Annotated in this window: 11 protein-coding genes; 4 read left to right on the forward strand and 7 right to left on the reverse strand. The window is 72.7% G+C overall.

Annotation, left to right across the window (positions count from 1 at the left end; translation table 11 throughout):
* Positions 1-302: 302 nt before the first annotated feature.
* Together ACIA8N_RS28645 and ACIA8N_RS28650 are read left to right on the forward strand one after the other, a co-directional pair.
* Positions 303-2,234 (forward strand): N-acetylmuramoyl-L-alanine amidase, encoded by a 1,932-nt coding sequence (locus tag ACIA8N_RS28645; protein ID WP_365781433.1) that lies wholly within the window; start codon positions 303-305, stop codon positions 2,232-2,234.
* A gap of 159 nt (positions 2,235-2,393) precedes the next feature.
* On the forward strand, positions 2,394-4,592 hold the full coding sequence (locus ACIA8N_RS28650; RefSeq protein ID WP_365781388.1) for a germacradienol/geosmin synthase: 2,199 nt from the start codon (positions 2,394-2,396) through the stop codon (positions 4,590-4,592).
* Between the two features lie 55 nt (positions 4,593-4,647).
* Here ACIA8N_RS28650 and ACIA8N_RS28655 read toward each other — a convergent pair whose 3' ends face one another.
* From ACIA8N_RS28655 to ACIA8N_RS28680, 6 genes are all read right to left on the reverse strand, one after another.
* On the reverse strand, positions 4,648-5,013 hold the full coding sequence (locus ACIA8N_RS28655) for an RNA-binding S4 domain-containing protein (protein WP_365781386.1): 366 nt from the start codon (positions 5,011-5,013) through the stop codon (positions 4,648-4,650).
* A 17-nt stretch (positions 5,014-5,030) separates the two neighbouring features.
* Positions 5,031-5,531, reverse strand: coding sequence for a hypothetical protein (locus ACIA8N_RS28660; protein WP_365781383.1), 501 nt, complete (start codon positions 5,529-5,531; stop codon positions 5,031-5,033).
* Positions 5,532-5,672: 141 nt separating this feature from the next.
* Positions 5,673-6,842, reverse strand: a complete 1,170-nt coding sequence (locus ACIA8N_RS28665) for a thiolase domain-containing protein (protein ID WP_365781381.1) — start codon at positions 6,840-6,842, stop codon at positions 5,673-5,675.
* A gap of 4 nt (positions 6,843-6,846) precedes the next feature.
* The gene (locus ACIA8N_RS28670) at positions 6,847-7,914 is read right to left on the reverse strand and encodes a thiolase domain-containing protein (protein ID WP_030205689.1); all 1,068 of its coding nucleotides are present in this window, start codon (positions 7,912-7,914) and stop codon (positions 6,847-6,849) included.
* Positions 7,911-8,903: an OB-fold domain-containing protein gene (locus ACIA8N_RS28675; RefSeq protein WP_365781379.1), complete on the reverse strand. Its 993-nt coding sequence runs from the start codon at positions 8,901-8,903 to the stop codon at positions 7,911-7,913. Before ACIA8N_RS28675 ends, ACIA8N_RS28670 begins: the two co-directional genes overlap by 4 nt.
* A gap of 238 nt (positions 8,904-9,141) precedes the next feature.
* Entirely contained in the window at positions 9,142-9,942 is an 801-nt protein-coding gene (locus ACIA8N_RS28680) for a crotonase/enoyl-CoA hydratase family protein (RefSeq protein ID WP_365781377.1), read from the reverse strand.
* A 184-nt stretch (positions 9,943-10,126) separates the two neighbouring features.
* Here ACIA8N_RS28680 and ACIA8N_RS28685 point away from each other — a divergent pair, with 184 nt between their 5' ends.
* Entirely contained in the window at positions 10,127-11,812 is a 1,686-nt protein-coding gene (locus tag ACIA8N_RS28685) for an acyl-CoA synthetase (RefSeq protein WP_365781375.1), read from the forward strand.
* On the opposite strand, the gene ACIA8N_RS28690 is transcribed toward ACIA8N_RS28685, so the two are convergent.
* Positions 11,809-13,413 carry an alpha/beta fold hydrolase gene (locus tag ACIA8N_RS28690; RefSeq protein ID WP_399416817.1) on the reverse strand — a complete coding sequence of 535 codons (1,605 nt, stop codon included), beginning with the start codon at positions 13,411-13,413 and terminating at the stop codon, positions 11,809-11,811. The two genes, ACIA8N_RS28685 and ACIA8N_RS28690, sit on opposite strands and share 4 nt — an antisense overlap.
* Before the next feature lie 103 nt (positions 13,414-13,516).
* Here ACIA8N_RS28690 and ACIA8N_RS28695 point away from each other — a divergent pair, with 103 nt between their 5' ends.
* Positions 13,517-14,332 carry a pentapeptide repeat-containing protein gene (locus ACIA8N_RS28695; RefSeq protein WP_365781371.1) on the forward strand — a complete coding sequence of 272 codons (816 nt, stop codon included), beginning with the start codon at positions 13,517-13,519 and terminating at the stop codon, positions 14,330-14,332.
* Position 14,333: the final 1 nt, after the last annotated feature.

Here is a 14,333-nt window from a genome sequence, read left to right on the forward strand (position 1 = left end):
ACCGGCCCCCGTCTCAGCGCGTGTACGTCACCGGCTTGGTGGCGGCGTGCCCCAATGGTCCACTCCACTGACGCGTCCCAGGCCCGGGACCCATCTGCGTGAAACTCCGCCATATGGCCTCCATTCCCGCTCTGACGTGGGAACTTGCATGCGCGCGGGCGTGATTGACGGATCGTCCGGGAGCCGATACCCCTGTACGGGTTCGGTCCCGCACGCCCCGGTGTCACCCCCCGCCCCTGGAGGCTGCCTTGCTCCGTTCCGCGTCCCCCGGACGTACGACCTCGCGTCGACTGCCGAAGTCGGTGGGCGCCGTCGCGTCCGCCGCCCTGCTGCTCCCCCTGCTCTCCGCCGCCCCGCCGGCCGGCGCCGGGGTGCCCGACGCGGGTTCGCTCCAGGCGCAGTTCGCGCGGGCGGCCGCGCGTCACGGCGTGCCCGAGAGCGTGCTGCTCGCCGTCTCGTACCTCCAGTCGCGCTGGGACGGCCACGGCGGTGCGCCGAGCGTGACCGGCGGCTACGGGCCGATGCATCTGACGGACGCGGTGACGGCCCTCGCCGGCGCCGTCCCGCACCACTCGGAGGGTGCGGAGGACCCGCGCGGCGACTCCTCGCGCCCGGAGCGCTCCGAGCGCCCGGAACGCTCCGGGGCGGAGGCGGTCCCGGCGGCGGCGCTGCCCGCGCGGCTGCGGACCCTGGAACGGGCCTCCGCCGTGTCCGGCATCCCGGCCGAGGAGCTGCGGACCGACACGGCGGCGAACATCGAGGGCGGGGCGGCGCTGCTCGCCGCCGCGCAGCGGGAGGCGGGCCTCCCGGCGAGCGTCGACCCGGCGGACTGGTACGGGGCGGTGGCGCGGTACTCGGGCGCGGACGACTCGGCCACGGCGGCGACGTACGCGAACGACGTGTTCGACGTGATCCGCGGTGGCGAGTCCCGGACGACGGACAGCGGGCAGCGGGTGACGCTCGAGGCCGATCCGGCGGTGGCGCCGGTCACGGAGCAGGTGGCCGCCCTCGGGCTGCGCCGGCCCGCCGCCGGTCCCGTGGAGTGTCCGCCCACGGTGGCCTGCGAGTGGATGCCGGCGCCGTACGAGGAGTTCGGCGACGGCGACTACGGCAACCACGACAAGGCGAACCGGCCCTCCGCCCAGTCGATCGACTACATCGTGGTCCACGACACGGAGGCCGACTGGAACACCACGCTCGACCTGGTGCGGGACCCGACGTACGTGTCCTGGCAGTACTCGCTGCGCTCCTCCGACGGACACATCGCCCAGCACGTGCCGCTGAAGGACGTGGCCTGGCACGCGGGCAACTGGTTCGTGAACGCCAAGTCGGTGGGGCTCGAGCACGAGGGCTTCCTCACCTCGCCCGACTCCTGGTACACGGAGGCCATGTACCGGACGTCGGCCCGGCTCGTGCGGTACCTCGCGGCACGGTACGACATCCCCCTCGACCGCCAGCACGTCCTGGGGCACGACAACGTGCCCGGTACGGTCACGGCCAACATCAGGGGCATGCACACGGACCCGGGGCCGTACTGGGACTGGGCGCACTACTTCCGGCTCCTCGGCCGTCCGATCACCCCGAGCGCGGGTCCGGACGCGGGCGTGGTGACGATCAGGCCCGACTACGGCGCGCACCGGCCGGTCTACACGGGCTGTGCGACGGCGGGCGTCGTGTGCGCGCCGCACGGCAGCGGGGCGGTGCGTCTGCACACCGCGCCGAGCGCCGACGCGCCCCTGGTGAAGGACATCGGTCTGCGGCCGGGCGGGCAGGACTCGACCACCGGGGTCAACGACACCGGGGCGCGTGCCTCGACGGGGCAGAGCTACGCGGTGGCGGAGCGCCGGGGCGACTGGACGGCGATCTGGTACCTCGGGCAGCGGGGGTGGTTCCACAACCCGGGGAAGGAGCCGACCGCGGTGAACGCGCGGGGTCTCGTACTGACCCCCCGGGAGGGGCTGGCGTCGGTGCCGGTGTACGGGCGGGCCTATCCGGAGGCCTCGGCATACCCGGCGGGTGTTCCGGTGCAGGCGGTGTCGCCGCTGTCGTACCGGCTCCTCGCCGGTCAGCGGTACGTGGTGGGCGACAGGACCCCGGGCGAGTACTACTTCGCGCCCGTGTTCGACAGCAGCGGCCATCGGGTCGTTCGCGGCCAGGAGGAGTACTACCAGATCCAGTTCGGCCATCGGGTGGCCTTCGTGAAGGCTGCTGACGTGCGGGTTTCCCAGTCCTGACGGTGGGGTGGCCGAAAGGTGCGGGGTGGTGCCGGATCGCCTGTCCGACGCCATCCCTTCGGCGTTCATAGGACTATTCAGGAGATCGCGTGCGCCGTACGGGCGACGGGTAAAGGTGGGCCGGACACAGCGCACGCTCACCGGAAGGCCTCTCCGCACATGCCTCAGCCCTTCGTTATGCCGGATTTCTATGTTCCGTATCCGGCGCGGCTCAATCCCCACGTGGAAGCCGCCCGCACGCACACCCGTGACTGGGCGCGGGAGATGGGGATGCTGGAGGGCTCGGGGGTCTGGGAGCAGCACGACCTCGACTCCCACGACTACGCGCTGCTCTGCGCGTACACGCATCCCGACTGCGACGAGGAGGCCCTGAACCTCGTCACGGACTGGTACACCTGGGTCTTCTTCTTCGACGACCACTTCCTGGAGGTGTTCAAGCGGACCCAGGACCGGGCGGGCGGCAAGACGTATCTGGACCGGCTGCCGCTGTTCATGCCGGCGGACCCGGCGGCGGGCATGCCCGAGCCCGTCAACCCCGTCGAGGCGGGCCTCGCCGACCTCTGGCGGCGGACCGTCCCCTCGATGTCGGAGGGCTGGCGGGTGCGGTTCGCGGAGGCGACGGAGCACCTGCTCTACGAGTCGCTCTGGGAGCTCGACAACATCAACGAGGGGCGCGTCGCCAACCCCGTCGAGTACATCGAGATGCGCCGCAAGGTGGGCGGGGCGCCCTGGTCGGCCGGTCTCGTCGAGTACGCGGCGGGCGCGGAGGTGCCGACCCAGGTCGCCTACTCGCGGCCGCTGCGGGTGCTCAAGGACGCCTTCTCCGACGCCGTCCACCTGCGCAACGACCTCTTCTCGTACCAGCGCGAGGTGGAGGACGAGGGCGAGAACAGCAACGGCGTCCTGGTCCTGGAGCGCTTCCTCGGCTGTACGACCCAGGAGGCGGCGAACGCCGTCAACGACCTGCTGACCTCACGGCTCCAGCAGTTCGAGAACACGGCCCTGACCGAGGTGCCGCTGCTCGCCGCCGAGAAGGGCCTGACCCCGGCGGAGTGCGCGGCCGTGGCGGCGTACGCGAAGGGCCTGCAGGACTGGCAGTCCGGCGGTCACGAGTGGCACATGCGCTCCAGTCGGTACATGAACGAGGGCATGGTCGCGGGCCCCTCGCGCCTGGACGGGGTCATCGGCACCTCCGCCCTCGACATCCGCACCCTCTTCGGCCGGCCCGCGGCCTCCCGGCTGCGCACCCTCACCCATGTGCCGCATGAGCACGTCGGGCCCTCGCTGCTGCCGGAGTTCGACCTGCCGTACCCGCTGACGCTCAGCCCGCACCACCGGGAGGCGAAGCGGCTCTCCGAGGACTGGGCCGAGCGGATGGGGCTCCTCGACGACATCTGGGACCGCCCGATGATGGACGGCTTCGACCTCGCGCTGTGCTCGGCGGGGCTCGACCCGGACGCCACCCTGGAGGAGCTGGAGCTCAGCGCCGAGTGGCTCACCTGGGGGACGTACGGCGACGACTACTACCCCCTCGTCTTCGGCCGGCCGCGCGACCTGGCGGGCGCGAAGCGGTTCACGGAGCGGCTCAAGTCCTGTATGCCGGTGGACGATCCGGGGGCCGGGCGGACGCACGCCGTCCACCCCATGGAGGTCTCCCTCGCCGACCTCTGGGCCCGCACCTCGGGCCCGATGGGTCCTGATGCCCGGTCCCAGCTCAGGGTCGCCCTCGACGCGATGCTGGACAGCTGGCTGTGGGAGCTGCACAACCAGGCGCAGCACCGGGTGCCCGACCCGGTGGACTACATCGAGATGCGCCGCACCACCTTCGGCTCCGAGCTGACGATGCTGCTGTGCCGGCTGCGGCACACGGAGGCGCTGCCGCCCGAGGTCTACGCGACGGGCACGGTCCGCGCCCTCGAGCACTCGGTCGCGGACTACGCGACGCTCCTCAACGACCTCTTCTCGTACCAGAAGGAGATCGAGGTCGAGGGCGAGGTGCACAACGGCGTGCTGGTGCTGCAGAAGTTCTTCGACTGCGACTACCCGACGGCGGTGTCGATGGTCGACGACCTGATGCGGGGCCGGCTGCGCCAGTACGAGCACCTGAAGAAGAACGAAGTACCGCTGCTCTACGCGGACTTCGCGCTCGACCAGCAGGGCAGGGAGGCCTTCGAGGCGTATCTGCGGGAGCTGGAGGACTGGCTCGCGGGGATCCTCAACTGGCACCGGAGCGTGCGGCGTTACCGCGCCGAGGACGTCCACGAGGGCAGCGGGACCCCGTTGATCGGCCGGGGGCCGACCGGGATCGGGACCTCCGCGGCGCGGGTGGCCTCGCTGATCGGCTCCGCGGCGCGCTGACACGCGGGAGGCCGCCTCCGGAAGTCTCCCGGAGGCGGCCTCGTCCAGGCTCGCGTCAGGCGCGCCGGCCGCGCAGTTCGTCGAGTTCGCGGCGGTCGCGCTTGGTCGGGCGGCCCGCGCCCCGGTCACGCACGGCGGCGACGGCCACCTCCTCGCGCGGCGGCGGGGGCGGGCTGTTGTCCACGTACGCCTCGACGGCGACCGGCGGGCCCACCCGCTTGGCGTGGAGGACCTTGACCTCGACGATCCGCTCGCGGCCGCCGTGGAAGATCCGGACCTCGTCGCCGGGCTTCACCGGCTGGGCGGGCTTGGCCCGCTCGCCGTTGACCTTGACGTGTCCGGCCCGGCAGGCCGCGGCGGCCTGGGACCGGGTCTTGGTGAGGCGGACCGCCCAGACCCAGCTGTCGACGCGTGCGCTCATCGGCCCCCGCTCCCCCGTCAGCCCTGCTGGAACAGCTCGGCGGGCAGCGGCTTGAGCAGCGCGTACAGGTCGTCGGTGATCGGCCGGTCCCAACTGGCGATCGTCACCAGGACGTTGTCGCTGCGGTCGAACTGGACGCAGGAGATCCGGCTCTCGGAGAGCTTGAGCCGACGGACGATGAGGAGGTTGTCGCCCTGCATCACGGGCATGTCCTCGGTGTCGAGGACCTCGACCGGCTCGTCGTTCTCGAGGGCGGCGAGGAGCTGGGCCACCTCGAAGGGGATCTGGGCGTCCCCGAGCTCGCGCGCCGGGGAGCCCTCCGGCAGGTTGCCGATGATCATCGCGGGGCCCCGGCCGCCGAACAGGTCGTAGCGGAGGAAGACGCCCTGGCAGGAGCCGTCGGGGGCGGGCAGCAGACCGGCGCCGAGATTGCCGGGCCAGTCGCCCGGGTCCATGGCCAGGACGTCGAAGTCCGGGCCCGCGGGTGTGGCGGCGCTACGGCGGCGGAGGAAGGACATACGGCCAATGGTACGTGCCCCGGCGCGCGATGCGAGCGCCGGGCGACTCCGGACGGCGACGACCGGAACGTTCACCGTGAGTGAGTACACCGCGGTCGATCTCACCGTACGTGACCGCGTCTCCGTCGTCCGGGTTCCGGCTCAGGCCGTGGGCGGGGTGTCCCCCACGAGCCACATGGAGAAGAACTGCGCGCCGCCTCCGTAGGCGTGCCCGAGGGCCCTGCGTGCGCCGTCGACCTGGTGCTCGCCCGCCTCACCGCGCACCTGGAGGGCGGCCTCGGCGAAGCGGATCATGCCGGATGCTCCGATGGGGTTGGTGGAGAGGACCCCGCCGGAGGGGTTCACGGGCAGGTCCCCGTCGAGTTCGGTCACCCCCGCCTCGGTGAGCTTCCAGCCCTCGCCCTCCTCGGCGAAGCCGAGGTTCTCCAGCCACATCGGCTCGTACCAGGAGAACGGCACGTACATCTCGACGGCGTCGATCTCCCGCCGGGGGTCGGTGACACCGGCCTGCCGGTAGACGTCGGCGGCGCAGTCCCGGCCCGCCTGCGGCGAGACGAAGTCCTTGCCGGCGAAGAGGGTGGGTTCGCTGCGCATCGCCCCGCCGTGCACCCAGGCGGGCGGACGCGGTGAACGGGCCGCGCCCGTACGGTCGGTGAGGATCATCGCGCAGGCGCCGTCGGAGGACGGGCAGGTCTCGGAGTAGCGGATCGGGTCCCACAGCATCGGGGAGGCCTGCACCTTCTCCAGGGTGAGGTCGTGCTCGTGCAGGTGGGCGTACGGGTTCAGAAGCGCGTTGCGCCGGTCCTTGTACGCGACGAGGGAGCCGATGGTGTCCGGGGCGCCGGTGCGGCGCATGTAGGCCCGGACGTGCGGCGCGAAGAAGCCCCCGGCGCCGGCGAGCAGCGGCTGCTGGAAGGGGACGGGCAGGGAGAGGCCCCACATCGCGTTGGACTCGGACTGCTTCTCGAAGGCGAGGGTGAGGACGGTCCGGTGGACGCGGGCGGCGACCAGGTTGGCGGCGACGAGCGCGGTGGAGCCGCCGACCGAGCCCGCCGTGTGCACCCGGAGCATGGGCTTTCCGACGGCGCCGAGCGCGTCGGCGAGGTACAGCTCCGGCATCATCACGCCCTCGAAGAAGTCCGGGGCCTTGCCGATGACGACGGCGTCGATGTCCGCCCAGGTCAGCTCGGCGTCCGCGAGGGCGCGGACGGCGGCCTCGCGGACGAGTCCGGCGATCGACACGTCCCTGCGGGCGGCCACGTGCTTGGTCTGGCCGATGCCGACGACGGCTACGCACTCTTTCGATGTCACAGCCTCAGGCACGGTTCTCCCCTTCCAGGACGGCGACGAGGTTCTGCTGCAGGCAGGGGCCCGAGGTGGCGTGCGCGAGGGCGCGGTCGGAGTCGCCGCGGTGGACGCGGGCGGCGGCCTCGCCGAGCCTGATGAGGCCCGCGGCCATGACGGGGTTGGCGGCGAGGGCTCCGCCGGAGGGGTTGATCCGGACGGTGTCGTCGAGGCCGAGGGCCTTGGCGAGGACGACCTCCTGCGAGGTGAAGGGCGCGTGGAGCTCGGCGGTGTCGACGGGCCTCTCGAAGGCTCCGGCACGTTCGGCGGCGAGGCGGGTGGAGGGCGAGTCGGTGAGGTCGCGGACGCCGAGCGAGTGGGCCTCGATCCGGTGGTCCATGCCCCGGATCCAGGCGGGCCTGGCGCACAGCTCGCGGGCCCGGTCCCCGGCGGCGAGGATCACGGCGGCGGCCCCGTCGCCGATGGGCGGGCAGTCGCCGGTGCGGAGCGGCCGCACGACGTACTCGCCCTGGGGACGGGCGCCGGGCAGCTGGGCGTGCGGGTTCGCCGCCGCGTCGGCGCGGCTCCGGCCGGCGATGGCGGCGAGGGCGGGTTCGTCGGTGTCGCCCGCGTCGACGAGCGCCTGTGCCTGGAGGGCGGCGAGGGCCACGGAGTCGGGCCAGAGCGGGGCGAGGTAGTACGGGTCGAGCTGGCGGGTGAGGACGTCGCGGACGGAGCCGGGCGAGGACTTGCCGTAGGCGTAGACGAGGGCGGTGTCGGCCTCGCCGGTGAGGAGCTTCACCCAGGCCTCGTACAGCGCCCAGGCGCCGTCGGTCTCGACGTGCGACTCGGAGATCGGGGGCCAGGCGCCGACGCCGTCGAGGGCCATGGTGAAGGAGAAGGCGCGGCCGGCGAGGTAGTCGGAGGAGCCGGAGCAGGTGAAGCCGATGTCGGAGGTCCTGAGCCCGGTCTGCCGGAGCACCTCGTGAAGGACGGGCATGACCATCTCGACCTCGGAGAGGTCGTCGGTGCGGCGGCGGTGATCACTCTGGGCGAAGGCGACGATCGCCACCTCGCGGCCGGGCCGGTGCGGCGTCACAGCAGCTCCTTGTAGGTGTCGTAGTCGGCGTCGGGTTCGCCGGCGGGCCGGTAGTGGTCGGGGTAGCGGCCGTCCTCGCTCCACACGGGCTCGACGCGCAGGCCCATCCGGACCTGGTCGTAGGGGATGCCGGCGATCCGGCCGTGGAGGGCGAGCCCCGCACCGTCGAGGGCGATGTGGGCGTAGACGTACGGGACCTCGATCTCGGCGTTCCGCGCCTTGATGTTGACAATGCAGAAGGTGGTGACGGTGCCCCGGGGGCCGACCTCGACCTGGTCGGTGGTGGCGACGCCGCAGGTGGGGCAGGCGCCGCGGGGCGGGACGTACACCTTGGCGCAGGACGGGCAGCGTTCGCCGACGGTACGGCGCTCGGTGAGCGCGTGCAGATAGCGGGTCTGGGCGCGGCCCGGGCTGTAGGTGTAGTCGAGGCGGGCGGGGGCGACGATGCCGGTGACGGCGTTCTCGAACGCGCCCGTGTGCGGGGTGGGTTCGGGCGCGGCGTCGCTGTCGCCGCCGTCACTGTCGCCGCCGTCACTGTCGTACGGCTCGAAGCAGGCGATGTCCGTGATGGCGCCGGACCGCTCGGCGGCCCAGCGGATCCGGACCCGCAGTCCGGTGCGGACGGCTTCGGGGCCAGGTGCGTCGAGGGCGTGCAGGAGGGCGGTGTCGGCGCCGTCGAGGCGGACGAGGACCCAGGCGAAGGGCGTCGCCAGGGGCTGGCCGCGGCGGGGCTCGGGGTTCCAGGCCCAGGTGGTGACGGTGCCGGTGGCGCCGACCTCGACGAGGTCGCGGAGCTCGGCGGCGGTGGCGGGGTCGTACTCGACGGGCGGGACGAGCACCTCGCCCGCCTCGGTGCGGACACCGAGCACGGTCCGCTCGCGCAGTCCGGTGAGGAACGCGGACTGGACGGGGCCGAGGGAGCGGGTGAAGGGGAACTCGACGACGAGGGGAGCGTGCAGGATCTCGGGCGGGGGTGCGGCGGCTGTCATGGCCGGCTCCTTCGTTGGCGGGCGTGTGGGTGGGTGGCGGGGGCCGCTGCGCGGGGCCTTCTCCCCACCCCGCCCCTTCCCGAACCGGGGCTCCGCCCCAGACCCCGCGCCTCAGACGCCGGCGGGGCTGGATTCGGCGGCGATTCCAGCCCGCCCGGCGTTCGAGGGCACGGCCGAAGGCCGTACGGGGCCTGGGGGCTTGCCCCCCGGTTTCGGGAAGGGGTGGGGTGGGGGCAGGTCACTCCCGCCGGTACACCGCCGCCCGCTTCTCCGCGAACGCCCTCGCCCCCTCCTTCGCGTCCGCCGTGTCGAAGATCGGCCACCCCCGCTTCAGTTCGGCCGCGAGGCCCTCCGTCTCGGTCATCTCCGCCGTCTCGTAGACGGACGCCTTCACCGCCTCGACGGCGAGCGGCCCGCACGCGTTGATCCGCTCGGCGATGTCGAGGGCCGTGTCCAGGGCGGTGCCGTCGGGGACGACCCGTCCGACGAGGCCGATGCGGGCGGCTTCCTCCGCGGTGTACGGGCGGCCGGTGAGCAGCATTTCGAGGGCGTGGGTACGGGCGATCTGGCGGGGCAGCCGGACGGTGGAGCCGCCGATGGGGAAGAGGCCGCGCCGGACCTCGAAGAGGCCGAAGGTGGCGGAGGCCGCCGCGACCCTGATGTCGGTGCCCTGGAGGATCTCGGTGCCGCCGGCGACGCAGTACCCCTCGACGGCGGCGATGACGGGTTTGCGGGGGCGGTGGTGGCGCAGCATCGCCTTCCAGTGCAGGTCGGGGTCGGCCTTCAGCCGGTCCCGGTACCCCTCGCCCTCCATGCCCTTTCCTGCCAGGGCCTTGAGGTCCATGCCGGCGCAGAAGGCGCCGCCCGCGCCGGTCAGGACGACCGAGCGGACGCCTTCGTCGGCGTCGGCCTCCAGCCAGCCGTCGTAGAGGCCGACGAGCATCGGCAGCGAGAGGGCGTTCTTGGCCTCGGGCCGGTTCAAGGTGAGTACGAGCGTGGCGCCTTCGCGCCGCACGTCGAGGTGTTCGGTGCCACCCATGGGGGTCTCCCGTCTCCAGTTCTGGAACAGGTTGCAGGAGTGCGGGATCCAGTTCAAGAGTTTTCTGACACTCAGTCAGATTCTTCTGCGCACCCCCTTCCCCCTGCCGCCGGTCGGCGCTCTAATGACCGCCGAGTCACTGCGCACCCGTACGAGTCAGCGCGAACCGGGGTCAGGAGGAACGGTGGAGTACAACCTTGCCGACCTGTTCGAATCGGTCGTCGACGTGGTTCCCGACCGCGAGGCGCTGGTGTACGTCGACCATCCCGGCACGGGTGCGGAACGACGGCTCACCTACGCCCGGCTGGACGCCGCCGCCAACCGGATCGCCCACCACCTCACGGACGCGGGGATCCGGCCCGGCGAGCACCTCGGGCTGCACCTCTACAACGGAGTCGAGTACCTGCAGACCGTCCTCGCCTGCCTCAAGGCGCGGATCGTGCCGGTGAACGTGAACTACCGCTACGTGGAAGAGGAGTTGGTCTACCTCTACCGCGACGCCGACCTGGCCGCACTCGTCTTCGACGCCGAGTTCACCGACCGGGTCGCGGCGGCGCTGCCGCAGACGGAGAAGCTGCGGCACCTCATACGCGTGGGAAACCCGCCCGAGGGGGCGGGGCCGCTCGACTGCGTGCCGTACGCCGAGGCGGAGGCATCCGGCTCGCCCGAGCGGGGCTTCGGCCCCCGCTCGGCCGACGACCTCTTCATCATCTACACCGGCGGCACGACCGGGATGCCCAAGGGCGTCCTGTGGCGCCAGGAGGACCTGTTCTTCGCGGGACTCTTCGGGGGCGACCCCTCGGGCGAGCCCGTGAAACGGCCCGAGGAACTGTCCGAGCGGGTCGCGGCGGGCGGAGCCGGCCTCACGTTCTTCCCCGCACCGCCCCTCATGCACGGCACCTCCACCCTGACCGCGTTCATCGCCTTCCACTACGGCCAACGGGTCGTCCTGCACCGCAAGTACGTCCCCGAGGAAGTCCTGCGCACCCTGGAGAAGGAGAAGGTCTCCAGCATCTCCCTGGTCGGCGACGCGATGCTGCGTCCCCTGGTGGACGCGCTGCGCGGGCCGCTCGAGGGCACGGACCTCTCCGCCCTGTTCAGCCTCTCCTCGTCCGGCGCGATCATGTCCGACACCGTCCGGTGCCAGCTCCAGGAGCTGATGCCGAACGTCCTGCTCCTCAACAACTTCGGTTCCACCGAGTCGGGTTCCAACGGCCGGGCGACCGACGACTCCGGCCCCGCCAAGGGCTTCCGGCTGCACGTCAACGAACGCACCCAGGTGGTCGATCCGGCGACCCGTGCCCCGGTCGCCCCCGGCGAGGTCGGCCGGCTCGCCCAGCGGGGCCACGTGCCGCTCGGCTACTACAACGACCCCGTCAAGACGGCCGAGACCTTCTTCGAGCGGGACGGGGTGCGGTGGGTGCTCCTCGGGGACATGGCCACCGTGGACGGGGAGGGCGTCGTCACCGTCCTCGGGCGCGGCTCCCAGTGCATCAACACGGGCGGCGAGAAGGTCTACCCGGAAGAGGTCGAACAGGCCCTGAAGTCGCACCCCGACGTGTACGACGCGCTGGTGGCCGGAGTCCCCGACGCCCGCTGGGGCAACCACGTCGCCGCGGTCGTCCAGCTCCGCCCCGACGCCCCGCCGCTGGACCTGGAGTCCCTCCAGACGCACTGCCGCCCCCGCCTCGCCGGGTACAAGGTCCCCCGCCAGCTGGTCCTGACCGACCGCATCCAGCGCTCCCCCAGCGGCAAGGCGGACTACCGCTGGGCCCGCTCGGTGGCCGTGGACGCGGATACGGATACGGATACGGATACGGATACGGATACGGATACGGATACGGATACGGAAGGCCGTACGGGGGCCTAGAGCCCGAACTCCCGCACCGCCGCGAGGAACGCGTCGGGCCGGTCCGTGTGGAGGAGATGCCCCGCCTCGATCGTGACGAGGCGGGCGTCGGGAACGCGCGCGGCCAGCGAGGACACGTGGTCCTGGGGGACATGACTGGACGGGCCGCCCGCGAGGACGAGGGTGGGGGCCGTGATCGCGGGGAGGCCCGCGTGCCAGCCGGGGTCGGGGGCGTTCAGCTGGGCGTCGGTGGACGGGACGATCCCCCAGTCGAAGCCGAGCGGGCCCTCGGGGCGCACGGCCGGCGGGCGCGGCGGGTCGAGGGGGACGAAGGCCGGCGGCTCCTCCAGGACGAGCCGGCCGATCAGACCGGGCTGCCGCTGGGCGAGCAGGCAGGCGGCCCCGGCGCCCATCGAGTGGGCGACGACCGTGGCGCCGGTGAGGCCGAGGGCCTTGAGGAAGCCGCCGAGTTCGTCGCGGAAGACGTCGAAGCCGTAGTGGCCGGGCCGGTCGCTGAGTCCGTGGCCGCGCAGGTCGACCGCGTACACCCGGTGATCGGCGGCGAGGTCCTCCACGACGTGCGTCCACGTGGTGCTGTTCTCGCCGCGCCCGTGGACCAGGACGACCGGTGGGGCGTCGTGGGAGCCCCGTACCCGGTAGGCGAGGCGTACGCCGTCCACCGTGACCGTACGGACCTCCGGGTCGAGGAAGGCCGCGACCGGGCGGACGAAGGCGTCCGCGTCGTCCACCCAGGGGAAGTGTCCGGCGCCGGGCAGGACGACGAGTTCGGCGTGCGGGAAGCAGGAGGCCGCCTCGGCCGCCTTGGCGGGGGTGGGACCCGCGTCGTACTCCCCCGCGAGGACGAGGACCGGCGCGGCGAGCCGGGTGAGCGCGTGGCGGGTCGGCTCCGGGTCGTACGCCCCTTCGCCGTGGTAGGCGGAGGCGGCCTCCCAGCGCATTTGGTGCTGCACTGCGGCGGCGTGCTCCTGGGCGGCTTCGTCCCATCGGCCGTAGGCGAAGGGCGCGACGATCTCCAGGACGTGCGGGAGCGGGGTGTCCGGTCCGATCGTGTCGAGGGCTGCTCGGGCCTCTGGGTACCAGGGCTGGTCCGCGAGGATCTCGACGGCCTTGTCCCACTCCTCGTCGGTGGTCTCGACGCCGACCGCGCGGCCCGCGGAGGTGACGAGGACGAGAGAGCGGATCCGCTCGGGGTGGGCGGCGGCGTAGAGGGTGGCCAGGTTCCCGCCGGCGGAGTGGCCGAGAAGGTCGATCCGGTCGAGGCCGAGGTGGGCGCGGAGCGCCTCGACGTCGCCGACCTGCCGGTCGCAGCGGTACGTGGCGGGGTCGGCGGGCTCGGCGCTCGCCCGCGGCACCGGGGCGAGCGCCTCGACGTCGCCGACCTGCCGGTCGCAGCGGTACGTGGCGGGGTCGGCGGGCTCGGCGCTCGCCCCGGTGCCGCGGGCGTCGAGCAGGATCAGGGTCCGGTGGGCGGCGAGTCCCCCGAGGTCGCCGAGGTAGGCGGCGTCGCGCATCGGCCCGCCCGCCAGGCACACCAGGGGTTCTCCCTCCCCGTGGATCCGGTAGGCGAGTTCGGTCCCGTCGTACGTCGTGAATTGCGGCATGACACCGATCCTGACCGGGCCGGGACGATCTTCGCAATCGGTTTGTCCGGGCGCGCGATACGGTGGGCGGACCGTCCCCGATCAGCGAAGGAACCGTTCCATCGTGCCCGAGACCCGGCAACCCGCGCTGCGCGGCGACTGCGCGAACTGTTTCGGCCTGTGCTGTGTGGCGCTGCCCTTCGCGAAGTCGGCCGACTTCGCCGTGAACAAGGCCCCGGGCGAGCCCTGCCGGAACCTCCAGGAGGACTTCCGCTGCGGTGTCCACACCCGGCTGCGGACCACCGGTTTCCAGGGCTGCACGGTGTACGACTGCTTCGGCGCCGGCCAGCAGGTCTCACAGGTGACCTTCGGCGGCGTGTCCTGGCGCGAGGCGCCGGAGACCGCGAGCCGGATGTTCGACGTGTTCTACGTGATGCGCCAGCTGTACGAGCTGCTGCGGTACCTGACGGAGGCGCTGGACCGGCCCGCGGCCCGGCCGGTCCACCCCGAGCTGCGGCTGACGCTCGCCCGGGTCGAGGAGTTCACCCGGGCTTCGGCGGACACGCTGGAGCAGTTGCGCGTCCCCGAGGTGCGCGCCGACGCGAACCGGCTGCTGCTGCGGACGAGCGAGCTGGTCCGCGCCACGGCCGGCGGGAAGCCGAAGAGCCGGCGCGGAGCCGACCTGGTCGGCAAGCGGCTGCGCGGGGCGAAGCTGCGTGGCGCCGATCTGCGCGGCGCGCTCCTGATCGCCGCCGACCTCACGGGGGCGGACCTGTCCCTGGCCGATCTGATCGGCGCCGACCTGAGGGACGCCGATCTGTCGGGGGCCGACCTCACGGGGGCCCTGTTCCTGACGCAGCCCCAGCTGAACGCGGCGCGCGGGGACGCCGCCACCCGCCTCCCGGAGGGTTTCGAGCGCCCCGCGCACTGGACGTCCTGAC

It is taken from the genome of Streptomyces sp. NPDC051822 (assembly GCF_044452745.1).
Classification (GTDB): Bacteria; Actinomycetota; Actinomycetes; order Streptomycetales; family Streptomycetaceae; genus Streptomyces.

Excerpts from the sequence above, each read along its gene's own strand:
- ACIA8N_RS28690 (WP_399416817.1), bottom strand. The coding sequence starts at position 13,413 with ATGCCGCAATTCACGACGTACGACGGGACCGAACTCGCCTACCGGATC.
- ACIA8N_RS28650 (WP_365781388.1), top strand. The coding sequence starts at position 2,394 with ATGCCTCAGCCCTTCGTTATGCCGGATTTCTATGTTCCGTATCCGGCG.
- ACIA8N_RS28655 (WP_365781386.1), bottom strand. The coding sequence starts at position 5,013 with ATGAGCGCACGCGTCGACAGCTGGGTCTGGGCGGTCCGCCTCACCAAG.
- ACIA8N_RS28660 (WP_365781383.1), bottom strand. The coding sequence starts at position 5,531 with ATGTCCTTCCTCCGCCGCCGTAGCGCCGCCACACCCGCGGGCCCGGAC.
- ACIA8N_RS28675 (WP_365781379.1), bottom strand. The coding sequence starts at position 8,903 with ATGACAGCCGCCGCACCCCCGCCCGAGATCCTGCACGCTCCCCTCGTC.
- ACIA8N_RS28680 (WP_365781377.1), bottom strand. The coding sequence starts at position 9,942 with ATGGGTGGCACCGAACACCTCGACGTGCGGCGCGAAGGCGCCACGCTC.